The organism is Allohoeflea poritis (genome assembly GCF_027889715.1).
Taxonomy (GTDB): Bacteria; Pseudomonadota; Alphaproteobacteria; order Rhizobiales; family Rhizobiaceae; genus Hoeflea_A; species Hoeflea_A poritis.
The window spans coordinates 296,283-319,829 of record NZ_JAPJZH010000004.1 but is presented as its reverse complement, the minus strand read 5'-3'; the positions used below and the strand labels follow the sequence as shown (position 1 = coordinate 319,829).

The 23,547-nt window shown below is 58.8% G+C and carries 20 protein-coding genes and 1 pseudogene; 10 read left to right on the top strand and 11 right to left on the bottom strand.

All coding sequences use genetic code 11. The features are described 5' to 3' along the window. Window positions 1-45 precede the first annotated feature (45 nt). The 3 genes from OOZ53_RS08835 to OOZ53_RS08825 all read left to right on the top strand — a co-directional run bounded on the left by OOZ53_RS08835 (window position 46) and on the right by OOZ53_RS08825 (window position 2,776). Complete coding sequence (locus OOZ53_RS08835) at window positions 46-660, top strand: helix-turn-helix domain-containing protein (protein WP_271089078.1); 615 nt, start codon at window positions 46-48, stop codon at window positions 658-660. Then, window positions 660-2,255: an ABC transporter substrate-binding protein gene (locus tag OOZ53_RS08830; RefSeq protein WP_271089077.1), complete on the top strand. Its 1,596-nt coding sequence runs from the start codon at window positions 660-662 to the stop codon at window positions 2,253-2,255. Before OOZ53_RS08835 ends, OOZ53_RS08830 begins: the two co-directional genes overlap by 1 nt. Window positions 2,256-2,317: 62 nt before the next feature. Further along, window positions 2,318-2,776: a GAF domain-containing protein gene (locus tag OOZ53_RS08825; protein WP_271089076.1), complete on the top strand. Its 459-nt coding sequence runs from the start codon at window positions 2,318-2,320 to the stop codon at window positions 2,774-2,776. A 297-nt stretch (window positions 2,777-3,073) separates the two neighbouring features. Here OOZ53_RS08825 and OOZ53_RS08820 read toward each other — a convergent pair whose 3' ends face one another. Both OOZ53_RS08820 and OOZ53_RS08815 read right to left on the bottom strand, forming a co-directional pair. Then, window positions 3,074-5,569 carry an HD domain-containing protein gene (locus OOZ53_RS08820; protein WP_271089075.1) on the bottom strand — a complete coding sequence of 832 codons (2,496 nt, stop codon included), beginning with the start codon at window positions 5,567-5,569 and terminating at the stop codon, window positions 3,074-3,076. Window positions 5,570-5,575: 6 nt separating this feature from the next. After that, a complete protein-coding gene (locus tag OOZ53_RS08815) occupies window positions 5,576-5,992 on the bottom strand; it encodes a hypothetical protein (protein ID WP_271089074.1) in 417 nt (138 codons plus the stop codon). Between the two features lie 158 nt (window positions 5,993-6,150). On the opposite strand from OOZ53_RS08815, the gene OOZ53_RS08810 reads away from it, so the two are divergent. After that, on the top strand, window positions 6,151-6,597 hold the full coding sequence (locus OOZ53_RS08810; protein ID WP_271089073.1) for a MerR family transcriptional regulator: 447 nt from the start codon (window positions 6,151-6,153) through the stop codon (window positions 6,595-6,597). 172 nt (window positions 6,598-6,769) lie between these two features. Here OOZ53_RS08810 and OOZ53_RS08805 read toward each other — a convergent pair whose 3' ends face one another. Both OOZ53_RS08805 and OOZ53_RS26535 read right to left on the bottom strand, forming a co-directional pair. Then, window positions 6,770-7,024 (bottom strand): cysteine rich repeat-containing protein, encoded by a 255-nt coding sequence (locus OOZ53_RS08805; RefSeq protein ID WP_271089072.1) that lies wholly within the window; start codon window positions 7,022-7,024, stop codon window positions 6,770-6,772. Window positions 7,025-7,084: 60 nt separating this feature from the next. Continuing rightward, window positions 7,085-7,129 (bottom strand): annotated as a pseudogene (locus tag OOZ53_RS26535) (hypothetical protein); the annotation flags it as partial. Between OOZ53_RS26535 and OOZ53_RS08800 the strand changes: the two are divergent. Together OOZ53_RS08800 and OOZ53_RS08795 are read left to right on the top strand one after the other, a co-directional pair. Further along, window positions 7,128-7,349 carry a hypothetical protein gene (locus OOZ53_RS08800; protein WP_271089071.1) on the top strand — a complete coding sequence of 74 codons (222 nt, stop codon included), beginning with the start codon at window positions 7,128-7,130 and terminating at the stop codon, window positions 7,347-7,349. The pseudogene OOZ53_RS26535 and the gene OOZ53_RS08800 sit on opposite strands and share 2 nt — an antisense overlap. A 156-nt stretch (window positions 7,350-7,505) precedes the next feature. Continuing rightward, window positions 7,506-7,661 carry a DUF3096 domain-containing protein gene (locus tag OOZ53_RS08795; protein WP_271089070.1) on the top strand — a complete coding sequence of 52 codons (156 nt, stop codon included), beginning with the start codon at window positions 7,506-7,508 and terminating at the stop codon, window positions 7,659-7,661. A gap of 2 nt (window positions 7,662-7,663) precedes the next feature. On the opposite strand, the gene OOZ53_RS08790 is transcribed toward OOZ53_RS08795, so the two are convergent. Genes OOZ53_RS08790 through OOZ53_RS08770 form a run of 5 tightly spaced genes read right to left on the bottom strand, consistent with a single transcriptional unit; the run spans window position 7,664 to window position 13,225 of the window. Next, complete coding sequence (locus OOZ53_RS08790; RefSeq protein ID WP_271089069.1) at window positions 7,664-9,193, bottom strand: sulfatase-like hydrolase/transferase; 1,530 nt, start codon at window positions 9,191-9,193, stop codon at window positions 7,664-7,666. A 23-nt stretch (window positions 9,194-9,216) separates the two neighbouring features. Beyond that, a complete protein-coding gene (locus OOZ53_RS08785) occupies window positions 9,217-10,047 on the bottom strand; it encodes a universal stress protein (protein ID WP_271089068.1) in 831 nt (276 codons plus the stop codon). Window positions 10,048-10,056: 9 nt separating this feature from the next. After that, window positions 10,057-11,664: a tripartite tricarboxylate transporter permease gene (locus OOZ53_RS08780; RefSeq protein WP_271089067.1), complete on the bottom strand. Its 1,608-nt coding sequence runs from the start codon at window positions 11,662-11,664 to the stop codon at window positions 10,057-10,059. After that, window positions 11,664-12,230 carry a hypothetical protein gene (locus tag OOZ53_RS08775; protein WP_271089066.1) on the bottom strand — a complete coding sequence of 189 codons (567 nt, stop codon included), beginning with the start codon at window positions 12,228-12,230 and terminating at the stop codon, window positions 11,664-11,666. The genes OOZ53_RS08780 and OOZ53_RS08775 overlap by 1 nt, the downstream gene beginning before the upstream one ends. A 41-nt stretch (window positions 12,231-12,271) precedes the next feature. Further along, entirely contained in the window at window positions 12,272-13,225 is a 954-nt protein-coding gene (locus OOZ53_RS08770; protein ID WP_271089065.1) for a Bug family tripartite tricarboxylate transporter substrate binding protein, read from the bottom strand. A gap of 109 nt (window positions 13,226-13,334) precedes the next feature. On the opposite strand from OOZ53_RS08770, the gene OOZ53_RS08765 reads away from it, so the two are divergent. The 3 genes from OOZ53_RS08765 to OOZ53_RS08755 are packed head-to-tail and all read left to right on the top strand — an operon-like array spanning window position 13,335 to window position 16,095. After that, entirely contained in the window at window positions 13,335-13,811 is a 477-nt protein-coding gene (locus OOZ53_RS08765) for a MarR family winged helix-turn-helix transcriptional regulator (RefSeq protein ID WP_271089064.1), read from the top strand. Further along, window positions 13,811-15,250 carry a sulfatase family protein gene (locus OOZ53_RS08760; RefSeq protein ID WP_271089063.1) on the top strand — a complete coding sequence of 480 codons (1,440 nt, stop codon included), beginning with the start codon at window positions 13,811-13,813 and terminating at the stop codon, window positions 15,248-15,250. Before OOZ53_RS08765 ends, OOZ53_RS08760 begins: the two co-directional genes overlap by 1 nt. Then, on the top strand, window positions 15,247-16,095 hold the full coding sequence (locus tag OOZ53_RS08755; RefSeq protein ID WP_271089062.1) for an MBL fold metallo-hydrolase: 849 nt from the start codon (window positions 15,247-15,249) through the stop codon (window positions 16,093-16,095). The genes OOZ53_RS08760 and OOZ53_RS08755 overlap by 4 nt, the downstream gene beginning before the upstream one ends. Before the next feature lie 30 nt (window positions 16,096-16,125). Here OOZ53_RS08755 and OOZ53_RS08750 read toward each other — a convergent pair whose 3' ends face one another. Beyond that, on the bottom strand, window positions 16,126-17,637 hold the full coding sequence (locus OOZ53_RS08750; protein WP_271089061.1) for an alpha/beta hydrolase: 1,512 nt from the start codon (window positions 17,635-17,637) through the stop codon (window positions 16,126-16,128). A gap of 160 nt (window positions 17,638-17,797) precedes the next feature. Beyond that, a complete protein-coding gene (locus OOZ53_RS08745; protein ID WP_271089060.1) occupies window positions 17,798-20,095 on the bottom strand; it encodes a methyl-accepting chemotaxis protein in 2,298 nt (765 codons plus the stop codon). Between the two features lie 558 nt (window positions 20,096-20,653). Here OOZ53_RS08745 and OOZ53_RS08740 point away from each other — a divergent pair. Then, a complete protein-coding gene (locus OOZ53_RS08740) occupies window positions 20,654-23,545 on the top strand; it encodes an ATP-binding protein (RefSeq protein WP_271089059.1) in 2,892 nt (963 codons plus the stop codon). Window positions 23,546-23,547 lie beyond the last annotated feature (2 nt).

Here is a 23,547-nt window from a genome sequence, read left to right as displayed (position 1 = left end):
TTTACTAACATCACAATTATTATTTGGAGCCCTGCGTCTGAACACATGACGAAATTGGACTACGCCCGCCCCCCGGCATTTGGCGGGCGCATTCGCGATATGCGCCGCAAGGCCAACCTGACATTGCAGGTACTGGCGGATCAGGCAGGCATCTCGGTTGGTTTCCTGAGCCAGGTGGAACGCGGTAAAGCCACACCAAGCCTGGGGACGCTGGCCAGCCTCGCCGCGACATTGGGTGTGGGCGTTGATGTCTTCGTCTCCAATCCCAAACCGTCTGACAGCGTAACGCGCGAGGGCGAGCGGCCGCAATTCGCGCTGGACGATTCATCCCTGTCCTACGAGCATGTGTCGACCACCCTTCCGGGCGGTACGATTTCGTCGCTCATCATACATATCCCCGAACACTACGCGTCCGAGGTGACCGCGCATTTCGGCGAAGAGCTGATCTACGTGCTGCAGGGAACGGTTCGCCAATCGCTGGACGGGGCGCAGTTCGTTTTGCATCCCGGCGACAGCCTGCACTTCATGGGGGATACGCCCCACGCCTTCGCCAATATCGGTAACGGCCCGGCCAAATTGTTGTGGACGGGCACTTCACCAAGGCTGCTTGGGCCAAGGCCCTCGGCCAATTCCAACAACAACACCAAAGGGAGAGACTGATGAAACACATACCGAATCTCATCGCGGCGGCGGCCGTCAGCGTGTTTGCGCTGTCCGCGGTGCCGGCGGTGGCCGACACGCCCGCCAACGCGCTGGTCATCGCGCAGAACATCGATGACATCGTGACGATCGATCCGGCCTCGGCCTATGAATTCACCTCGGGTGAATATGTCGCCAATACCTATGACCAGCTTGTTCAGTACGATGCTGATGACACCACCAAGCTGGCTCCCGGGTTGGCAAAAAGCTGGGATATCGATGCCGCAGCCAAGACAGTGACATTCGAGCTGCGCGATGGCGTCAAGTTCTCGTCCGGCAACCCGCTGCGCGGGGAAGACGTTCTGGAAAGCTGGAAACGTGTCCTGGTATTGCAGAAAGCCCCGGCCTTTATCCTTGAGAACCTGGGCTGGACCGCCGAAAACATCGAGGAAATGGTGACCGTCGACGGCAACACCGTGACCGTCCGCTGGGCCGGCGATTTCGCACCCTCCTTTGTCCTGAACGTGCTGGCTGCGCGCCCAGCTGCTGTCGTCGACGTCAAGACCGCGATGGCCAACGAGGTGGATGGCGATCTGGGTCATGCCTGGCTGAACCAGAACAGCGCCGGGACCGGCCCGTTCACACTGGCCCGCTATGCGCCGGGTGAAGTGCTGATGCTTCAGGCCAACCCCAATTACTGGAACACGGCACCGGCGATCGAACGCGTCATGATCCGCCATGTGCCGGAGGCTGCCACCCAGCGCCTGCTTCTGGAGTCGGGCGATGTGGACATGGCCAAGAACCTGACGCCCGACCAGATCGCCGGTCTTTCGGGCAACGCGGACATCAAGGTGGAAACCTACCCGCAGACCGCTGTGCACTGGTTCAGCTTCAACCAGAAACACGAACCGCTGACCAACCCCGCCTTGTGGGAAGCATCCCGCTATCTGGTTGATTACAACGGCATGGCCGACAGTTTCCTGAAAGGGCAGATGGAAGTGCATCAGGCGTTCTGGCCCGAAGGCTTCCCCGGTGCGCTGACGGAAACGCCGTTCGAATACGACCCCGAAAAGGCCAAGGCCATTCTCGAGGAAGCAGGCGTCGAACTGCCGTTGACGATCGAGCTTGACGTGATCAACGCCGAACCCTTCACCGACATCGCAGCGAGCCTGCAGCAGACCTTCGCCCCTGCCGGCATCAACTTCGAGATCCTGCCGGGCACCGGTGCGCAGGTCATCACCAAGTATCGTGCGCGCACCCATGAGGGCATGCTGCTCTATTGGGGACCGGACTTCATGGACCCGCATTCCAACGCCAAGGCTTTCGCCTACAACGCCGACAATTCCGATGACAAATACGTCTCGACCACGACGTGGCGCAATGCGTGGATGCCTCCGGCGGAGATCAATGAAAAGACCAAGGCGGCTCTGGCCGAGCAGGATCCCGAGGCCCGCAACAAGATGTATGTCGAGTTGCAGCAGGCCATGCAGGAAGAGGCGCCTTTCGTGATCATGTTCCAGGCGGTCAAGCAGGTCGCCATGGATGATGCGGTCACCGGCTTCGTGAACGGCGCCAATGCCGACTACGTCTATTACCGCCTCGTTGAAAAGCAGTAAGAACTGATGCCCGGGCGCCATGCGCGCCCGGGCTCGCCACAATCGCGCGAGACATGATTCCCATGGATACTTTCACGGCTCTGCACGCCGCAGCCAAGGCGGCCTGCGGCGCGCAGCTTTTCACCGTCACACTGCTCGACCGTACTGCGGGGCTTGCCTGGCGGGCCTATTCCTCGCATCCGGACGATTACCCCGTCACCGGCACCAAGCCCATGGGCGAGAACGACTGGACGCGGCACGTTCTTGAGCGCGGCGAGACCTTCGTCGCCAATGAAACGGCGGAATTTTCATCCTATTTCTCCGACCATGCGCTGATCAATGCGCTGGGATGCGAAGCCGCCGTGAATATCCCGGTCTCAGATGACGAGCTGGTTCAGGGGACGATCAACATTCTGGACAAGGAAGGCCATTTCACGCCTGAACGCGTGGCGGCGCTGGAAAGCCTCGTGGCCGACAACCGCGCCGATCTGCTCAATGCCTTCAAGGCAATCCGCGATGGCAGGAACGAGCAATCGCATTGACCGCCAGCAGGTTCTCATGACCTGAATTGGTGATCTGGGAGTAAGCCGAGGACGGATCGTGGCGGGCGCCGGAGCGACAAACGCATCACTAAAGTACAGCGCGATCTTAGCAAGTTGAGATCGTAGTTCGAATGTAATCCTGCTCCCCAGATTTTCTCAAAAAGTCGGCAATAGCACACGACCGAAGTCTTATTGCATCCGGGATGCGCTACTCAGCTGCGAGTACGTAACATCTAAGAATCACTCCACTAACCCGTCCAGAATTTGCCAAAATTATCTGATCTTTTGTCAAATAATTTACGGCTTGGTTGGGTTTTCTTTCTTTTCTCGTGATGGAATTGGTGCACCAAATGGCAGAAGAAATCTAATCTCTACCCTATTGCGATCACCACTGAAAATCGGACGTACAGAGACGCAAGAAGATTTATTTGGCAATGCCCCGGCTTCAACTCGCTGGGCGCCAACAACAATTACCACTTGCGAACCTAAAGCGATCGCATATCTTCGACCCTGCATTCCTGCAGCCGGAAATGCTTTTTCAGGAATACCTGCTGTGTGCTTGAACTTGTTTTCAACAAGGATCGAGTTTTCAACAGCTAAGTCAAGCTTTCCACCACCGAGAACTGAACCTTCTTCAACAATTAGAGAGCTTATCCGAAAAGCACTTCGTAGCTTGGCTTGTAGTGCGTTTTCATCCTCTAGTTCGCTCGAAATTTGCGGTCCTGCATACCAATCATCGACGAATGCAAAGAGTACTTCAAGAACCTTTCCAAAAGCTGTCAGATGCTCCGCTGTCAGGCCGCCCTGTAATAATTTTTGGATTTCATTAGACAGCGTAACTGCCAGATCCGGATCTTCTATAAGCCACGGTTCCGGCAACTTCAGATCTCTCGGCCGCAACTGCAACAGCGAGTATCTTCGATTTGTGATGTAGTCCGCCATTGTTTCATCGACCAACCCGGACCGTTTTAGCGGATCGATCCAGTTATCTGGTGCCTGAGAAGCCTTGATATATCCGTCGGCTTCCTCCGTCATAGTAACGCCATAGCGACCGAGAAAAACTATCTTAGATGCTAATCCGACTATTGCAGCCACATCACGCGGACAAAAAACATAGCCGGTTCTTTTTTGAAGGTCATATGCGTCAGACCACTTAACTGGATTGAATGAAAACTCTGGAACGCGAATAGTGCCCGTCGGGTATCGTGCTAAAACACGAATAGCTTCCGCTTTCTTGCCGGGCAAATCCACAATAATCTGCTCTGGTCCGATTTCCTTTAGGCGGCCTCTGAAACGCTGCATTTTTTCTTTGTCATTTCCAGCTTCCTCTATCGCATCACAGCACCTGAGCGCGGTTTCGTATATTTCTTCGCCGATTTTGAACCGAGAAGACAGGCCGTCGAGATCCTTAATGATACGCGACCAGAGAGCTCTGCGATTTTGATCAGCGCTATCAACACTTAACCCCGGCGGTGAAGCAATGAACCGGCCTCTGAATGCGAACGCCCTGTGAAGCAAGCGTCGGTTGAGGACGTCTTGAGCCAAAGTAGATGCCGAAGCTGAAGACACAGAAAGCTGATTGTGAGTGACTTCCCCCGCCAAAATTCTCAATATGGTGTCATCATCAACACTAAGAAAAATCTCGCTCAAAGAGAAACGCCTTGCGCGCTCTTTCTCTGCAACCAGTATGAGCCTCTGAGCCATGGCTTCGGCAGCACGCACTTTATGATGGTGATAGAGGCGATCATAAAGGAATGTTCGCCCAATCAGCATTTGTTCGAATGAGCCGAAGCCGGATGCGGAAATACCAAGTTGTAGGAAAAGTTGATCGGTGCTTTCAGCAGCTCGCTGCCGCAGATCCTCAAGATTTTCATCAAGGTTGTCTTGCCGGACTCGTAGTATCTCAAGTTTCGCAAGTAGTCGATCGGTGTCAAATCCAATTTCCAGACCAGCGTGATGTGCATCACGCGATAAATAATCCAGTTTATCCGCATCAATTTGGCTGCTTACCAAAGCTGATAGATGTGTAGCGCCTGGACCTGCCAATGCTCCAATAATGGCCGCAACGATGACGTCTTGTAGCTCAGTTGCAGAATAATTATGGTCCCGAAGGATTTTGTCGCTCGCGAACACTTTGTGCAGAGCATCCGACATTACGAAAAACACTGCAATAATCTCAGAGACTGAGGGTGGGTAATTTAAGGTGTACTCATCAGACAATGTTTCGCGCGCACGTTCTATATCTTCTCGCCAGCCAACTGCTTCAGATTGCGTGGAAGAGCCGCCTAAAGGGTCTTCAGCCAAGAGTACCGGTTCCAATGCATGGCTAAATGGCCCATGTCCGATGTCATGTAACAACGCTGCCAAACGCAGTGCATAACGATCCCTGCTACTGATCGTAGCAATATGTTGTGTGGCTGGTTGGTCGCGATTCCATCTCTCGATCTGGCGGCTGAGTGCTCGCATCGCTTCTTCAATCGAACCAACCACTCCGATTATATGCTCCAAGCGTCCGTGGCTTGCGCCAGGGAACACCAAGTGTGCAAGTCCCAGTTGACGAACGCCCCTCATTCGTTGGAGCAATGGTGTATCGAGTAGCGCTACCTCCCAAGGCAGTAACTCAATGGTTCCCCAGATAGGGTCATTAACCTGCTTTGGCCTAAACTCTGGTATGTCGCCAGTCTCAAGTTGCCGATGAAGTTCAGCCAGCCAACCGGACATCAATGAGTTAGCTTCGGAAGCCAGGTGTGGAGCTTCTTTCAAAAGACGCTTGCGCAGGCAGCTTCCGCTCATTTGCTATTATGCAGCAGAAACATCTGAAATGTCTTCGCTACTTTTACGTGCAGTTGCGGCATTATGCCTCAACAGAGCGCCTATTCGCTGTGCTTCCTTTGTACTCAATCCGTGGCCGACAACGATCTGTCGAGCACGATCTTCATCCAAGTTCACCACTGAGCTCAAGTAAGTGGGATTTGGCTCCGTAGTAAACTCAGCCTCTTGTGCTGCCAATAGAATGGATGGCAATTCAAAACATCGGAGGCCCACACCTGTTACCCGAAAAGTAAGATCGCTTTTGAGCGCTTCCGGCAGATCTGCCAGTGATGCTTTCAATGCGCGATCAAGCACTCCATGCGATGTCGGAATTCTCTCGTCACCATCAACCCCCAACCGCCAGAGCGCCGCAAGCAACTCTGCTTTTTCATATCTATTTGCCATGCCAATCTCCCGGTGTCTAAAAGCCTACGCTGGGTCGTAGGCACTGCTTCACACCGCTTCGGTATTCACCATAGCCGAACGAGCCCTGCTTGCTCAAACGAATCTCTCGTCAAATTCGTTTCATTGGTGTATCATAATTCATAGTTCAGCTATGATCTATGAATAAATTTATGCCAATTTTGACATTCACAGCATCTGAAGCAGCGAAATTGTCCGGTGTAACCCTGACAATGCTCGACTACCTGTGTCGGGAGAAATTTGTTCGCCCTTCCGCTTCAAAAACTCGAGGGCGAGGCAGGGCGCGGCAGTTTAATTTTGGCGACCTACTCACTCTAAAGGTAATTGCACGGCTTCTGCAATCTGGAGTTGAAGTACGGCGGCTCGCCAAGGGGCTCCGAACAATGCGGGCAAAACTCGGCCCACAAGCAAAGGACCAAATGAAATATTTGGTGACCGATGGGCGAGAAATTTTCCTACACGAATACGGCACGCTGGAATCACTGACACAGAATGGGCAGTTGAGTTTTGCATTCGTCATTGACCTGAGCGTATGCGAAAATGAAATCAACGCAGCTCGTCTAGCAACGCTGACAGCGACTGCTTAGCTCTTTGTATTTCTTCCAGCTATTTTCAAATGTTCTCTTTTTGTTCTAGTGCTCTCAATTTGCGATGTCAATGGGTATTCTCATTCAGAAGTACTCATTCGCACCTACTAACTCAGCTCACATGACTGTGTTTTGTGAACACCTGCGTTTCTGATCGACTCACCACACTCTTCTACTGCAGATGATCGAGAACCGTCTTGGCCTCGGTCCGGCAGGGACCGCTCAGACGGTTGGTCCATCCGTAGAGGCACGCCAGGATCCGGTCCTCACCCGGCTTCACATCGGCGCAATGGGCCTTGATGTCGGCGGCACAGGTCTTTCTGAGAGTTTCCTCATAGGCCGTGTCGTTCTTGCTGCGGACCTCATGCGGTATCATGCGCTCGAACATCCGGCTGGTCGTCACTTTCGTCAGCTCGGGTTCGCACATTTTGGATATCTTGTTGCTGTGGGCATAAAGGCAGGCTGAAATCCTGCCGCGTCCCTCGCTTACACCCTTGCAATTGGAGGCAATGTCGGCCTTGCAGGCCTCCATGAGCCCGGACGCCAGAACGGTTTGTGTTGCACTCACCGTCGTCAAAAACACTGAAGCGAAACAAAACAAGGCAATTCTGCAAAAGCTGATCATCGATACCCACCATCCCGATGCGAAATTTCTCATGGCCTTGAAGGCCCGCCCACCCTTGCACCATGCAGCGTCAGGGCCGCGCACATCAAGCAATCTGAACGCGAACCGATCCGAACCGGCCAAATAATTGGGTGGAAAACCCTCAAGGAAGACCCGGCTCCCGCACTGTTCCCAAGAATCCCCGACTCAGTTACCATCGCGCGCACGTTCTACGCGCATAGGGGGCGCCAGGCTCCACATTCGGGGCATCCATACCGGTACATCGAACCCTGGAGGAACTTGGATGGAAATCAACGTCGTCACCATTCAGCCGCTGATCGCCCTGATCGCCGGCATCCTTATTCTCATCATGCCGCGCCTTTTGAACTATGTGGTCGCCTTTTACCTGATCCTGTTCGGCGTTCTCGGCCTGTGGCCGAACATCATGGGCGGCGGATAGGTTCAAGCCGGTCCGACAGGCGCACGCTCGGGACCGATATCGTCGGGACGGCTTTCGAGATAGGCGACGAGCTGCTCGCGCATATCCCGCGCGGCAGGGTCGTCGAAAATATTCGTCACCTCATTCGGATCGTTGACGAGGTCGTACATTTCGCCGGCGCCGGAACGCAGGTCCATGGTCAGCTTGTGGGTCTTCGTGCGCACCGTGCGCAAGGATAGCCCGACGCCGACCCGCGCCGGCAGCAACTCCCACTCATTCAGCGCGAAATCGCGCGGCGCGTCCGCGCCCTCCATGAGCGGTCGCAGGCTCTGCCCGTGCTGCGCCAGCAGCGGTTCCGCGCCGGACAGATCGAAAAGCGTCGGCGCGATATCAAGGGTCGAGACCGGCTCGTCGACAACCGCGTCCGCCATAACGCCCGGCCCGCGCACGATCATCGGCACCCGCAGCAGCCCTTCATAGTGCATCGGACCTTTCAGAACGAGGCCGTGATCGCCGAGCCAGTCGCCATGGTCGGAGATGTAGATGACAAAGGTATTGTCATCGAGCCCGGCGTCTGCGAGCGCATTCATCAGCCGGCCGACATTGTCGTCGATGAAGGACAACTGGCCGAACGTGTTGGCAATGATCTCGCGCAGCTGCCCGTCGCTCTGCTCCTGGATGCGGCTGTAGGCCTTGCGCATCTTGACGTTCTCGGCATCGCCCTCCGGCTCGTTTTCCACCGCCGCCGCGTGCCACCAGGGACGGTTGCCGAAGTCGCGGGTGCGGTGTTCGGGCAGAGCGATTTCGGCGGGATCGTGCAGCCGCGACCAGGGCTCCGGGCAGTCGAACGGATGGTGCGGATCGGGAAAGCTGACCCATGCGCAGAACGGCCGGTCCCTGTCGCGCCCGAATTTCAGCCACTCGATCGCCCGGTCCGCCGTCCACGGCGTATTGTGATAGGCGAGCGGCAGTTGCGAGTGCCAGGTCTGCGCCGCGTCCCTGGTATCGCCGCCGTTCTTCCAATAAAGCGCCTGCAGTTCGTCGCCGCGTCCGCCGCGATGGAAGAAGCGTTCGAAATGCTGGCCGCGCGGCGGCTTTTCCGGGGCGAACCAGTTGTGGCCGACAAGCATCATCTCGACATGCTCGAAGCCCATATAGGGGCCGTACCAGTCGTCGCCGAAATCCTCGGACGAAAGCACGCTCTCTGGCGAACCGGTCTTGTGGCGGGCGTGATAGGTGGAAAAATGCGCCTTGCCGAAAAAGCCCGTCTGGTAGCCGCTTGCCGCCAGCGCCCCAGCGAAGCCCTTCTCGCCGGTCTCCGGATCGAGATCGATGCCGTTGTCGTGCACGCCATGCGTCCGGCAGAGCTGGCCGGTCAGGATCGACGCCCGCGCCGGCTGGCACACGACGCATGAGGTGATGCAGGCCGAGAACCGCGTACCATCCCGGCAAAGCCGGTCGAGATTGGGCGTCTTGACGCCGCGGCCTTCCACGCCGATGCAGTCGCCGCGCTGCTGGTCCGCCGATATGATGAGGAAGTTCGGTCTGGTCATCTGTGTCGCGTCCGGGTTTCTTTCTAATGGGAGATAAGGATCGGCAGCTTGGCATTTTCCAGCACGAAGCGCGTGACGCCGCCAAAGAGCTCTTCGCGGAACATGCTGTGCTCATAGGCGCCCATGACCAGCAGCCCGGCGCCCGCTTCGTCGCAGAAATCGAGAATGGCCTGCCCGACGCTTTTCTTGCCGAGCGGCGGTTCGGCCACCTCCACATCGATATCGTGGCGCGCAAGCGCCGTCGCCACGTCGATGCCGTCGAGCGCTTCTCCGCGCTCGCCGTCGTCAATGCTCAGAACCGTCACCTTCTGCTTGGTCTCGAGGATCTGCATCGCGTCGTTCATGGCGCGGGTGGCCGTGCGGTGGCCGTCCCAGGCAAGCACGGCGTGCTCATGGATCTGTTCGGGCCGGTAGTCGCGCGGAACGACAAGCACCGGCCGGCCACTGCGCATGGCGATGCGGTCCGGATGCAGCTCCAGTCGCTTTGCGCCCTGCAGGATATCGCGGCGACCGACAATGGTCAGATCGTACATGCGGGCGTAATCGGCGACGGCCGTATCCGATTCGCCGCTGCTTTCGATCCAGTGCAGCCGATCGTCCGGCACGCGGCCGGCGATCGCCTTTGTGAAGCGTTCATGGATGCCCGCATGGGCGTCGGCCTCGAGCGTATCCAGTGTCTGCCTCACCGTGTCCGGAACCCAGGTATAGCGGCCCAGCCGCGATGTCGCGCTGGCATGGGCGAAAAGGCCCGTGACGTGCGCACCGTATTTCTCATGCGCCAGAACGGCGGCATGCACCGCTGCATCGGAGGATTCGGAGCCATTATAGGCGACGAGAATGTTCTTGATGGCCATCCTTACCTCCTATGCCGATGCCCGCGATGCGCGGACCCGGTTGTTGCGCGCCGTAAGTAAGATGACGCCGACCGACAACGCCATGAAGACGGCCGCGATCGGATGGGTAAACAGGAACCAGGGATCGCCGCCCGTCGCGGCGAAGGCCTGCCGGGCGCTTTCCTCCAGCTTGCCGCCGAGGATGAAGGCGATGACGAAGGGCAGCGGCGAAATGGCGACCACCCGCATGACATAGCCCAGCAGGCCGAAACCGAGGGTGAACCAGATCGCCTCCATGCGCGTTTCCTGCACATAGATGGCCGTCAGGGTCAGCAACAGGACGGTCGGCAAGAGCACCTGTTTGGGAATGCGCGTCATGATGCCCATCGAGCGCATGAACACGCCGCCAATCGTCCAGTTGAGGAGATTGGCGATCAGCATGGCGGTAAACAGGCCGAAGGCGATGACGAGTTCGGGATTAACCGCATCGGCCGTGAAGCGGAATACGGAGGGGCCGGGATTGAAGCCGCCGATACTGTCGGCGGCAAGGATCAGGAAGACGGCGGCGGCATTGCCCGGAATGCCCAGCGACAGCACCGGGATGAGATTGGCGCCCGATACGGAGGAATTGGCCGCTTCGGTCGCCGCGATCCCTTCCGGCGCGCCCTTGCCGAAATCAGGGGCCTCGGGCGACTTGGTGCGCTGGTAGCGCGCCTTGCCGACCGTATAGCCGATGGTGGCGGCAAGGGTCGAGCCGATACCGGGCAGCGCGCCGATGGCCGTCCCGATCACCGCCGAGCGGCCGATATAGGGAACCAGCCGGCGGATTTCCCGCATGTGCAGCCGCTGGTCGCCACTGTCCTCGATGGTCCCGGCAAGCAAACCGCTTTCGCGTTTCTCGCGCCAAAGATCGGTGAGTTCCTTGAACACGGCGCCAACGATCAGGACCCCCAGGATCGCGGTCGCCAGCGGAAATCCCTGCGCCAGCACCTTGCTGTCCATCGACAGGCGCGGATAAAAATCCTCGCCGGTGCCCACATAGGCAAAGAGCAGGCCGAGACCCGTCGAAATCAGGCCCTTGGCGGGCGAGCCGCCGATCACCGCGGCGATGAAGGACAGCGACAGGATCAGCAGCGCCGTCTTTTCCGGCAGATCGAGATACCCCTCGACGAGCAACGCCAGGAACGGCGCGCAGATAAAGAGTACCATGTCGGAGAATGTGTCGCCGGTGACGGAGGAGAGATGGGCGACGCGCAGGGCCTTCTTCGCCTGACCCTTTTGGGTCATCGGATAGCCGTCCAGCGTCGTCATGTAGGCGTCGGGCGTGCCCGGCGTGTTGAACAGGATCGCCGGCACCGCGCCGCCGATCGTCGCGCCTTTCATGACGCCGATCAGAAACCCCATCACCGGCAGCAGCGCATCGGGCGTATAGCCGAAGATCGAGATCAGGATCGGCAGCGCGATGGCCATGGCGATCGGCCCGGCAAGACCCGGCGTCGCCCCGACGGCAATGCCAAGGAAGAACCCGGCGAAGATCATCACGATGGTCACCGGCACCGGCACGCCGAAAACCGAAAACAGCTCCGGCCCGAGAAAAACCGCCAGCACGCCCGCCCAGATATAGTCGAGCGCACCCATCAGACATCACCGTTCGGCGGCAGCAGAAGATCGTCGAAAGGAAGATCGTAGACAGCGATCATCGCCAGCACGGCAACAATGCCGATCAACACGGCGCGCAGCGTGATGCGGCCTTCGACAAGGCTGATCAGTCCGCCGATCATCAGCGTGCCGCCGAAAAAGAAGCCGGTGTATTTCCACGGTGCGCTGTCGCGCAAAAGCCGGTATTCAAGCGGTGTCTCGCGGCTCAGATTGACGAGCGCCACAACAGCCGGCCCGCCATAACGCATGACCAGGAAACTTGCCGCCAGAAGCACGAACACCACCGCCATGAAGCCGAGATTGACCGGATCGACCTCCGGCTGGTCCGGTGCGTTGCGCTCGAACAGGATCAGGATGAGACCGCCGAGCAAAAGAAAGATTCCCGCGACGGTCGGCGCCAGCGCGTCGCCGATCGTTATCTGCCGCCGGACCTTCTCGATCAGCCCGGTATCGGTATCGAACGGGATCCAGATGAAGATCAGAAGCAGCGCGAAAGCGGCGAAACAAATGCCGAGGATGAGATTGGACCGGGAATCATGCGACATGGTCTCTCCTCCCTGGGCTGTGGAGGGGCCCGCAAAGGACGCTATTCGGATGCGGCGTCCAGGAGTTTGCCGGCACTTTCATAGCCGTTCTGCAACAGCACCGTCAGATCATCGCCCGTGACCACCGTGGCGCCGCCGAAATTCTTCTTGATGAGGCCGCCGGCCTTGGTGTTCTCGTCGGAAGCGACTTCGGCTATGGCGTTTGCCAGCGCCTCGCGGGCCTCCGCCGGCATACCGGCCGGTCCGACAAAGACAAACTGGCCGTCGGAATCGAATTCAACCCCGAGATCGGCAAAAGTCGGCGCGTCCGGTGTCTGGACAAGCGGCGCCGAGAGCGCCGATGCGAGATTGACGAGATCGCCGGCCGCGACGCCCTTTTGCTGGATGCCGGCCATGAAACCGAGATCGAGGTCGCCGGCATTGACGCCGTCCATGACAGCCTTGCCGCCCTTGACGGAAACGATGTTGAAATCGACGCCCTGCGCCTTGCCAAGCAGGTAGGCAAGGTCCGCAAGACGCGGGCTCATGGCGCCGAAACGCAGCTCCTCGCCGCCCTTGGCAGCCGCGACCACATCCTCGAAGGACGTCCAGCCCTTGGAGGACAGGGCGACCACGCCCATCTGGAACCCGGCCGTTGTCGAAAGACCCGTAAAATCTGCCGGGGACATGCCGGACTTCGGTGCCGCGGCCATGTTGTAGCCGAAGGTCTCGGTGACGGCCATGCCAATCACCGTCCCGTCATTGGGCATGTCTTTCAGCGCGGCCGCCATGTTCATGCCGCCCTTGCCGGTGACCTGTTCGGGAATGAATTTCCAGCCGAGCCGGTTTTCCAGTTCCTCGGCAATCAGCCGGGCCTGCGTGTCGGCACCGCCGCCGGCGCGAAACGCAATCAGCAGCTTGATCGGGCCGGGCGGCGTCCATTCGGCGGCCAGAGCGCCCGTTGCCGTGGCGGCGGAGACAAGCGCGGCGATCCCAAGTCGAATTAATCTTTTCATTGGTTCCTCCCATTCAACTGTGCAAAGGCTCTCATAGTTTAGTTGATAGGTCAACTAAAATGTTGACATGTCAACCAATACGCCTATGATTGGCTGAAAAGAGGACCGCATGGAAACCGCGATTTACCCACCCGAGTTCGACAGCGATACGCCGCTTCAGAACGTCCTGACCTGGCGCATCCATCAGGTGCACAACAGGCTCAACGTGCATGCGGCGAAATTCCTCGAAAAGACCTCCGGCATAGCGCTCGCCCACTGGCGGGTAATGCTGTGCATCGGCGCCGACGGCAACACGACGCATTCCGAGATCCGCCGCAAGATCGCCATGGACAAGGGTCAGTTGAGCCGCTGCCTGAAAGGCATGGTCGACGAGGGCCTCGTGGTTACGCAGGAAGACGCGGCGGACCAGCGCCAGCAACGCCTGTCACTGACGAAGAAGGGCCGCCGGATCTTCGACAAGACGCTGCCCGAAATGCGCAAGCGGCAGTCCTATCTGATCGGCAGACTGTCGAAATCGGAAAGCAGGATGATCTTCTCCGCCCTCGACAAGTTGGAAGTCGCCGCGCAGAACCACGAGTTCCTGTGATGGACGCGCCCAATGTCCTTGTACTGATGTCGGACGAGCACCAGGCGCGTGCCATGGGCTGCGCCGGCCATCCATTCGTGCGCACGCCGAATCTGGACGCCCTGGCGGCACGCGGCACCCGCTTCGCCGACGCCTATACGCCAAGTTCCATCTGCGTTCCGGCGCGCGCCAGCTTCGCCACCGGCCGCTATGTGCACCAGACGCGCATGTGGGACAATGCCATGCCCTATGACGGCTCGATCCCGGGCTGGGGCCATGCCCTGCAGGAGAAGGGCGTTCCGGTGGAATCCATCGGCAAGCTTCATTACCGCTCCGAGGAGGATCCCGCCGGCTTCGACATCGAACACATCCCGATGATGGTCGCCGGTGGCGTCGGCATGGTCTGGGCCTCGATCCGCAAGGAGGACGAACGTGTCAGCGGCAAGGGCCGGATGCTCGGCGACTATATCGGCCCCGGCGACAGCAAATACACCGACTATGATGCCGCGGTGACGCGGCGCACCGTTGACTGGCTGACGGACCGCGCTTCCGCAAATGACCGGCGCCCCTGGTGCCTCTATGTCGGACTGGTCGCGCCGCACTTCCCGTTGGTCGTGCCGCAGGAATATTACGACCTTTATCCGCTGGATGGCCTGCCGCGCCCGAAACTGAACCCCCGCGACGGTCATCCGCGCCATCCATGGGTGGAAAAGCAGAACGGCTTCAACGATTCGGAAGCAAAGTTCGAAAATGAAGAGGAACGCCTGCGTGCGATGGCTGCCTATTACGGGCTGTGCACCTGGCTCGACCACAATGTCGGACAGATCCTCAAGGCGCTGGACGCTTCGGGCCAGGCGGACAACACGGTCGTCGTCTACACCTCGGACCACGGCGACAATGTCGGCGCGCGCGGCCTGTGGGGCAAATCGAACCTCTATCTTGAAAGCGTTGCCGTTCCGATGATCATGGCCGGTCCCGGCATTCCCGTCGGAACGTGCGGCACGCCGGTCAGCCTCATCGATCTTTCGGCAACGATACCCGCCCTGTTCGGCGCCGGGATCGACGGCGCCGCCGGCATCCGCCCCCTTGATGCCATCGCCCGCGAGCCGGATGATCCGGAGCGCGTCATCTTCAGCGAATATCATGCCGCCGGCGCCGTTTCCGGTGCCTTCATGCTGAAGAAGGGCCGCTGGAAATACCACCACTATATCGGCTTCCCGCCCGAGCTCTTCGATCTTCAGGAAGATCCGGAAGAGACAACCAACCTGGCCGACGACCCGGCCTTCCGGGATGTCGTGGCCATGATGGGCGCCGAACTTCGGAAAATCTGCGACCCGGAAAAAACCGACGCCCGGGCCTTTGACGACCAGGCGGCGCTGATCGAGCGCATGGGCGGCCGCGACGCCGCGCTTGGCCTCGGCGCGCCCGGCGCCACACCTCCACCGGAACTGAAACCATGAAACTGACCATCCTCGGATCCGGCTCGCCGGAAGCCTATGCCCGCCGCGCCTCGACCGGCTATCTCCTCGAAATCGGCAACGACCGTATCCTGTTCGACTGCGGCGGCGGCGTCTTCGACAATCTGGTCCGCTCCGGACGCCTGCCCTCCGACATCACCCATCTGTTCTTCTCGCATCTGCATACGGATCACATGATGGACTACGCCCGGCTGGTGCATGCCGCCTGGGACGAGGGTGCGCCGCCGCTGAAGGTCTGGGGTCCGTCACCGATCGCAAGGATCACCGAGGATTATTTCGGCCGCGATGGCGTCTTGTCCGCCGATCTTTACGCCCGCACCGAGCTCAAACCGAGCCAGGAGGTGTGGCTGGCGCGCGGCGGCACGCTGCCGCGCCCGTGGCCTGCCCCCGAGGTCTTCGAAATCAAACCCGGCTTTTCCTTTGAAGGAAACGGCTGGCGACTGAATTCCTGCGAGGTGCCGCATGCGCAGCCGGCCTTCGACTGCATGGCGTTCTCGGTGGAGAGCGGCGGCAAGAAATTCGTCTATTCCGGCGACGCCGCCATTTGCGATGACCTCGAACACCTCAGCGCCGATGCCGACCTGCTGCTGCACTGGTGCTATCGCCTCAGCGGCGAAGCGGTCCATCCGGCGCTGTCGGAAAAGTGCCCGACCCCGCAGGACATTGCGAAAATGGCGGCCCGCGCCGGCGCCAGACGCCTCCTGATCAGCCATTTTCGCATTCATATGGATTCAGAAGAAGGCCATGAAAGCGCCCGCAAGGACCTGCGCGCGTATTTCGCAGGTCCTGCCGAGATCGTCGAGGATCTGAACGTCTATCGGATATGACGAAAGATTGTCGGAATTCAGTTCCGCTGACTATCCTGGCTCGACGAACTCGAGCTTTGTCGTTTCTTTCAGACAGTTCCGATGCGGCCGCTCATCGGAGTCGCGCAGAAAATCCCAAATGATCTGCTTTGCACAACTGTCGGAAAAGGAAATCGCATGGCCGGCCGATGGAAACTCGAAATAATAGGCATGCTTTAATCCGGAGACTGCCATCCGCGATTGATAGGGCGGTGTCGCCGGATCCAATTCACCCGCTAGCACCAATGTCGGAATAGAGGAAACTAGCTTCCGGCGTTGATTGTCCGGAGCTCTCAGTTCACTCCAGTACTCGCATTCAGCCAGGCCCCAGCTTTCCATTTCGGCGCGAACAAATACTGTTTCGTTCTCATTGTCCGCATAGGTGTCGGGCGCGGCAATCTCAGCAGGCAGGTCATAGCACATGGATGAAAAGCTGGCCCCGGTACTGACTGAATTGTGAAATCCATATTCAAGGTGGAGCGACATCAGATAGGCCATTGCGAAATCACTTGGAAATTCGGCGGCGTTGATGAAAAAGGGAACGTGCACCTGCCAACCGGGCCATCCCATAACGTCACGCAGAGCCGTCAGATAAAGTGCTGCATCAACGATCACGGTCTTGGCTTGCAGATCACTATAGCCGATGAAAACGATCTCGACCGGGTCCTCCCAGAGCCTTTTTACCCCTTCAAAAAAGCCGTGCTCCAGATCCGGATAACTCGCATTGCAGACCGGATCTTCGCTGCAAGCGGAAAAATACTTCGCCAGCGTTGTTCGCAATGTGAGCGTGTGCCGGATATCGCTGGTAGCCTCGGGCGGAAACACCGAATCCAATACGGCATCAGCCACAAGATCCGGAAACTCCTCCATAACAGTCATTGCATATGTGGTTCCGTAGGACGCACCGTAAAGGGATATTTTTTCAGCGCCCAAACCATCAGCCAGAAGCTTAACATCCTCGGCAACCTGGTGCCGGTTGACTACGGACAGATCGACGCCGTGCGCCCGCAATTTTTCCAAACACCTCCGCCACAGTTCCTTGGTATCGACTTGCGGATCTGTTCGGGCCTGCCCAAAGGGCAGTATTCCCATATAGATGGCCGGGTCACTAAACGACGGGCAATCCAGTGCGGGCTGACTATACTTGGAGCCCCTCATCTCCAATACAATGAGGTCCCGTCGAAACAGAATGCCATTGGCGATATTGACCCAATACGCCAGGCCTTCGCCAGTTTTCAGATTGGTCGTTGAGCCGGGACCTCCATCAAGATAGACAAGCGGCGGCGACGGGTTGTCATAATCGTCGATACTTATCCGCACGACGGGCAGTTCAAAATAAGTTCCGTCCGGATCGAAGTGATTGCTCGGGACTCGCAACGTGCCGCAGCGCATTCTTTTGTCGGAGTTCCAACCCGATCCGCAATCACCCGGCGTGTAAATCCGGTCAAATTCTGCGCCGCTGTCCGCCGAGGCGGGAATACTCACAGCGAACATGAATACCACAAAGAGAACTACAGGCTTCACGGCGCTCCGCTTTACTCTTTCTACAACCACAGGCTTCAGGCGAAACTATCTGCAAAAACGCTGTCGATCCACCAAAAAGACCGGGATGGATATGACCCCATCCCGGCCGTTCGCAAATGCTCGTATTTGGGATTTGAAAGCGCCCCTTCCAGGCGCAGACCTAACCCGCCAGACGGTGGTCCTCCGCCGGTTCATCGTGATCCGGCGACAGCCCGGCCGCCGCATCCTCCCCGGCAAGCCGGAATTCCGCAACCACTTCCGAAAGGCCACCGGCATCGTCGGCGAGCTTGTGGATGACGGCATTGGTCTCTTCGACCATGGCGGCGTTCTGCTGGGTCATGCGATCCATCTGCGTCACGGCCGAGTTGACTTCTTGGACGCCGGTCAGCTGTTCCTTCGCCGCGGTCGCGATGGTCGCGATCCGACCGTTGATATCGGCCACATGATTGGAGATCTGGTCGAGCGCCTCGCCCGTCGCCTTGACCAGGCTGACGCCATTTGCGACCTCCGTGCCCGACTTGGTGATCAGCTCCTTGATCTCGGTAGCCGCACCCGCCGCGCGCTGGGCCAGTTCCCGCACTTCCAGCGCGACTACCGCAAAGCCCTTGCCTGCCTCGCCGGCCCGTGCCGCCTCGACCCCGGCATTGAGCGCCAGCAGGTTGGTCTGAAAGGCAATCTCGTCGATCACATTGATGATATTGGAGATTTCCCGCGACGCGTTCTCTATGCCCTCCATCGCCGAGACGGCTTCGGCGACGACACCGCCGGAACGGTCCGCGTCGTCCTTTGCGGCATTGGCCATCTGCTCGGCCTCGGCGGCCCGTTCCGAGGTTTCCCGAACGGTCGAGGTAATCTCCTCAAGCGCCGCGGACGTTTCCTCCAGCGATGCGGCCTGTTGTTCCGTGCGCCGTGAAAGATCGTCCGCCGAGGCGCGCATTTCCCTTGCATTGCCGTCGATCGAGCCGGAATTGTCCTGGATGCGGTGAAGCGTCGAGTTGAGCTTTTCGACGGTCGCGTTGAAATCGACCCGCAGACGGTCGAGGCTGTCCATGAAGGGTTCGTCCAGCCGCACCGACAGATCGCCCTCGGAAAGCCGCGTCAGGCCACCGGCAAGCGCGTCGACATCAGCCTGCATGCGGGCTGTCTCCTCGGCCTTTTCCGATGCGCGCTCGGCCGCCTCGCGTTGCGAGCTTTCGCGGGTTTCCTCTGCTTCCTGTTCCAGCCGGTCCTTTTCAATGGCCGCATCCCTGAAGACCGCCACTGAGCGTACCATGTCGCCGATCTCGTCCTTGCGCTCCGTGTTGCCCATGTCGAAATCCGTTCGTCCTTCGCTGAGCTGCCGCATATTGGCGACAAGCGCGTTGATCGGACCGGTCAGGTTACGGGAGAAAAGCAGCGCTCCGCCAAGTGCCAGGGCCAGCAGAACCAGCGACACGACGATGACGATCTGCCGCATGGAGGCAACGGCCTGTCCGGCCTCCCGGCTGTCGACCAGCGCCGCGACAACCCAGCCCGAATCGAGAAAATCGACGCGGGCAAAGGCAACCGTCGCATTCATTTCGCGGTAATTGTCCGTCTTCCCGGTCAGGATCTCGCGCGCCTCAAGGGCTCGGAACTGCTGCGGGTCGAGCTGCGCCTCGGCAACGTCATTGGCCTCCGTCAGCGGCGAATCGGTCAACAGCAATCCGTCGGAGCGCAGAAGCACGGTCTCACCGGTCGCGCCAAGGCCCGTCCGGTTGCTCATGATCGATTCGATACGGCCGGTCGGAAGCGCGACGACGAAGGCACCCTTGATTTCGTCGGCGACGATCACCGGCTTGGCGACAAAAGCCGTCAGCGGGCGGCTGCCCGTCGCATAGGGCCGGTAATCGAGGAAAGCCACGCCCTGTGCATCGCCCATGGCGGCAGCCTTGTCGAAGACTTGCGCGAGCGCCGTATCCTTCCATGCATCGTCACGGACATTGACGTTGAAATCGTTCTTCTTGCGAAGCGTGTAAACGACCTGGCCGTCGGTATTGATGAGGAAGATGTCCTCGAAATCATTTTCCTGCGCAATCTTCTCAAAGACCGGACTGAACTTCGCTTCGTGGTTGAGATAGACGCGGGCGCCGCTTGGTGTGCTTTGATCCATTTTTTCCTGCTGGCTGAGTGTCTGGTCGGTCACCAGCGACAGGAATTCACTCTCCATGCCCTCCTTGACCATCGTCAGCGCGATACCGAACAGATTCAGCGCCGCGGCCACGTTCGGCGTGACGGCAATTTCCTCGATATCCTTCTTGGTCGCCTCCAGATAGGTCTCGATCTGATTGCGCCGGCCATCCGCGATTGCCGAGAGTTTCTCGTCATATTCGCGTGTAAGGGCCTTGGAACTGATCATCAGGCCGCCGATACTTGAAGCGGCGATCGAAACAACCGTCAGGATGGCGGCTGCCAGGGGCAGTTTCCTTGAAATAAGCATGAAGCGCGTCCGAAAAATGGAATGAAGTATTATGCCAGGGCGGCAGACCGGTCAGCGGCATCATGCTGTCCGCGCTACAGGCGCGAATGACCGGCAAGGTCAAATTATGGTGCAAATGCAAATGATCAATTAACAACGAATAATTGCAATGGAAACTTCGCGTCTGGCGCAATGACGTTGCCCCGCCGAAACCGTCGAGCAATACGCGTGCTTTTGGCGCATAATGACCAATAACGGCCGCTCAAATCGTATTTTTCTGCAATTTAGCCGGCTTATTTCGCCTTCGGACAGCCCTTCACCTGCAAATAAAGGGGTACAACCTGCGCTTGGCCAGGCAAGAGCAAAGGCCGGTGGGACCTAAGCAACTGTCGCAACTTACAAAAATCTGATATAGTCAACTGCTAGGGTCAATAATTGCAAGATTATGATTTTTGACGGGGAAGATCTCCGTTTCACACGAATTACGGAATCCCCGACTTCTGCATGCGCATATTCGGGAAATGTCCGAAATTGTGCTGAGGTGAAATGCCGGACGTAGGGGCGCAGGCATTGCATTTGATGGCGTATCCAGAACGCAGCGTCGTGACCGTCCTGGTCGTCGACGCCGTGAGCTCAACAAGCCGAATAGCCTCCGTCGACCCGGATGACGCACAACTCATGGTAGATGATGTCCTCGCCCACATCCGTCACTCGGTGGAACGCGCCGGCGGGCTTCTGGTCAGTTTTGCGGGCGACGGCGGCGTTGCCGTGTTCGGCTGGCCCGATTCGCTGGAAGACCACGCAGACCGGGCCTGCGAGGCGGCCTGGAACATCCAGCATTTCACCGGCGGCGACAGTCCCATACTCGATCCCGAAAAGAACGAGGTCCAGTTTCGGGTCGGCATCCATTCGGGGCTTGTGGGCCTGCGCCACCTCGAACTCGAGCGCGGCTCGCAGATCGATCTCGTCGGCGGCACCGTGCACCTCGCCGCGCGCCTGGAAAAGAGCGCGCAACCGGGACAGATTCTCCTCAGCGCGGAAACACTGGAGCTTTGCAGGCTGGATTTCGAACACACGGCGCGGCCCGATCTGGCGATTTTGGAGGAGATCAATTCCACGGTCTACCAGCTCAGCGCCCCGCCGAAGCGGCGCCGTGCGAACGACGCACTCCACGAATATGCCTTTCCGATTGTCGGCCGTGACATGGAACGGGCGATATTGCGGAAATCCATTACACGCAATTCGCACGCCAAGGCAGCCTTTGCGATCATTGGCGAGCCCGGCATCGGCAAGAGCCGTCTCGCCGCCGCGGCCATCGATGAGGCACTGTCGCAGAACGCGGTCGACCGATTGCTGGTTTACCGTGGCGATGTTCAAAAGCGCACGACACCTTTCGCCGTCTTTCGCAGCCTCATTCTTGACGCCCTGAAACTGGACGAGCAGGCAACGCAATCACAGATCGAGGCTGCCTTTTGCGATGCCGGCTTTGAGGCGGACGGTGGCGGCGCCCTTCACGCGATCCTCCTGTCCGACGGGCGCAGCGATTCGGCGCAATCCGGCCCGCGACTGTCCCTCAAGCAGATTGCTCAGGGGCTCGTCGATATCTTCGCGCGGCTGGCCCTCAAGGACCGCACACTGCTGCTTCTTGAGGACCTGCATCTGGTCGATCCGGAAAGCCAGCTGTGTCTTGAGCTGCTTTGCGGCGGCAATGACGGCCACGCGCTTTACCTGCTGCTGACAGGGCGCCCGGAAGCCGCCTTCGACGCGCAGCAGATTGCCGACACCGTCTTGCGCCTGGAGCCGATGTCGCGCGACAAGATGCGCCTCTTGGCGCGACGCCTGTGGACGAAGAACATTCCGGATGAGCTGGACATAGAAAAGGCGCTCGACCAGGCCGACGGCATCCCCTTCGTGCTTGAGCAGCTTGTCTGTTCCGTGGATGCGCAGGGCGTCGATCCCCTGCAATCCATTCCGCAGGGCGTTCAGTCCATGATCCATGCCCGGCTCAACCGGCTTCCGCGCGCCGCCAAACACTGCGCGCAATCACTCAGCATCCTTGGTGAGCAGGTTGAACTGGATTTCGCCCGCAAGGTGCTTGGCATCGGCACCGAGGAGCTGATGGCAAACCTCGCCCAGCTTAATCACCTGGCCATCACCAGAGTGATTTCCGGCCGCTCCGTACGTTTCTGCCATGCCATCATCGCCGAAGCCTGCCAGAACACGGTGCCGCGCGCGCGGCGCAAGGACATACACCTTACGGCCATCGACGTGATTACCGCCACCTATGACGATCTCGGTGGCCAGTATGAGAGACTTGCGTATCACGCCGAGGCAGCCGGCGATGACCGGTTGGCGCTGGAGTATTTGTCGAAGGCGGCCCGCGGCGCCATGAAAAATTATGCCGGCAAATCGCTTCAGCTTCTGTTTGACCGCGCACTCGATTGCATCGATCGAATCGGTGAACCGGCCGAAGAAGCATTTGTCGATCTGACGATCATGGTCTGCACCACGATGCTGCAGCTCGGCGAGTTCTCCAAGATGCACGATCATCTGCCGAAGGTACTGGCTCTGGCGAAAAAGCAGAACCGGACCAACCAGATATGCGCGGCCAAGTGCAATCTGGGCATGGTCGACTGGTTTGAAGGCCGCTATGAAGACGGCATAAGGACTGTCGATGAAGCGCTCCAGATGGCGCGGGAACTGGATAGCCTGCCGCACATCTTTGCCGCGCAGCACCTGCTTGCGGTCCTGAACCACGCCATGGGCAACATGGATGAAGCACTCGACTTCACGCGCGACCTGTGTCAGCGGCTCTCCGGCGACCTTGAGACCAAGCGGCTTGGAGCAGCCGGCATTCCAGGCGCCATTTCACACGCATTTCTGGGGTGGTTTCTGATCGACATCGGAGCGTATGAAGAAAGCCTTCAACACGCTCAGAAGGCGCTTGATATCTCGCGATCGTGCAAGGATCCCTATACCGAGGTCGTGGCGCTCAACGCACTCGGAAGGGTCCTCATCATGATGGAACGGACCGACGAAGCCGTCGCGTGCCTGGAAACCACGATGGACCTGATCGAGCAGCACGGCTATGACGCGCCGAAACCCCATATCACGGGTCTTCTGGCGACGGCCCTGGCGCGCAACGGTCGCGCCGAGGAGGCCATAGAACGCGTTGATGACTGCTTCAGGAAAGCGCTTCACCTGCGCACCGGCAGGCTGGAGATATATTATCTTTACGCCGGCTATGCGGAAGCGCTCTTCCGGTCCGGCGCCGTCGAGCGCTGCCTTCCGGCGATCGACCAGGCCATCGAGATCGGCCGCAGCATCAACAATCCGGGTCTGATTGTTCAGGGACTGGCCATCAGGGCCAAGCTCGCCATGGCGATCAAGTCCGACAGCCCGCTGATACAGCCGGATATCGATGAGCACAGGACGCTGTGCGACAGGCACGGTTTCAAGCAGCTGGTATAGAG

Coding starts and splice junctions, on each gene's coding strand:
- OOZ53_RS08835 (WP_271089078.1), top strand. CDS start 46: ATGACGAAATTGGACTACGCCCGCCCCCCGGCATTTGGCGGGCGCATT.
- OOZ53_RS08830 (WP_271089077.1), top strand. CDS start 660: ATGAAACACATACCGAATCTCATCGCGGCGGCGGCCGTCAGCGTGTTT.
- OOZ53_RS08825 (WP_271089076.1), top strand. CDS start 2,318: ATGGATACTTTCACGGCTCTGCACGCCGCAGCCAAGGCGGCCTGCGGC.
- OOZ53_RS08820 (WP_271089075.1), bottom strand. CDS start 5,569: ATGAGCGGAAGCTGCCTGCGCAAGCGTCTTTTGAAAGAAGCTCCACAC.
- OOZ53_RS08815 (WP_271089074.1), bottom strand. CDS start 5,992: ATGGCAAATAGATATGAAAAAGCAGAGTTGCTTGCGGCGCTCTGGCGG.
- OOZ53_RS08810 (WP_271089073.1), top strand. CDS start 6,151: ATGAATAAATTTATGCCAATTTTGACATTCACAGCATCTGAAGCAGCG.
- OOZ53_RS08805 (WP_271089072.1), bottom strand. CDS start 7,024: ATGTGCGAACCCGAGCTGACGAAAGTGACGACCAGCCGGATGTTCGAG.
- OOZ53_RS08800 (WP_271089071.1), top strand. CDS start 7,128: ATGAGCCCGGACGCCAGAACGGTTTGTGTTGCACTCACCGTCGTCAAA.
- OOZ53_RS08795 (WP_271089070.1), top strand. CDS start 7,506: ATGGAAATCAACGTCGTCACCATTCAGCCGCTGATCGCCCTGATCGCC.
- OOZ53_RS08790 (WP_271089069.1), bottom strand. CDS start 9,193: ATGACCAGACCGAACTTCCTCATCATATCGGCGGACCAGCAGCGCGGC.
- OOZ53_RS08785 (WP_271089068.1), bottom strand. CDS start 10,047: ATGGCCATCAAGAACATTCTCGTCGCCTATAATGGCTCCGAATCCTCC.
- OOZ53_RS08780 (WP_271089067.1), bottom strand. CDS start 11,664: ATGGGTGCGCTCGACTATATCTGGGCGGGCGTGCTGGCGGTTTTTCTC.
- OOZ53_RS08775 (WP_271089066.1), bottom strand. CDS start 12,230: ATGTCGCATGATTCCCGGTCCAATCTCATCCTCGGCATTTGTTTCGCC.
- OOZ53_RS08770 (WP_271089065.1), bottom strand. CDS start 13,225: ATGAAAAGATTAATTCGACTTGGGATCGCCGCGCTTGTCTCCGCCGCC.
- OOZ53_RS08765 (WP_271089064.1), top strand. CDS start 13,335: ATGGAAACCGCGATTTACCCACCCGAGTTCGACAGCGATACGCCGCTT.
- OOZ53_RS08760 (WP_271089063.1), top strand. CDS start 13,811: ATGGACGCGCCCAATGTCCTTGTACTGATGTCGGACGAGCACCAGGCG.
- OOZ53_RS08755 (WP_271089062.1), top strand. CDS start 15,247: ATGAAACTGACCATCCTCGGATCCGGCTCGCCGGAAGCCTATGCCCGC.
- OOZ53_RS08745 (WP_271089060.1), bottom strand. CDS start 20,095: ATGCTTATTTCAAGGAAACTGCCCCTGGCAGCCGCCATCCTGACGGTT.
- OOZ53_RS08740 (WP_271089059.1), top strand. CDS start 20,654: ATGGCGTATCCAGAACGCAGCGTCGTGACCGTCCTGGTCGTCGACGCC.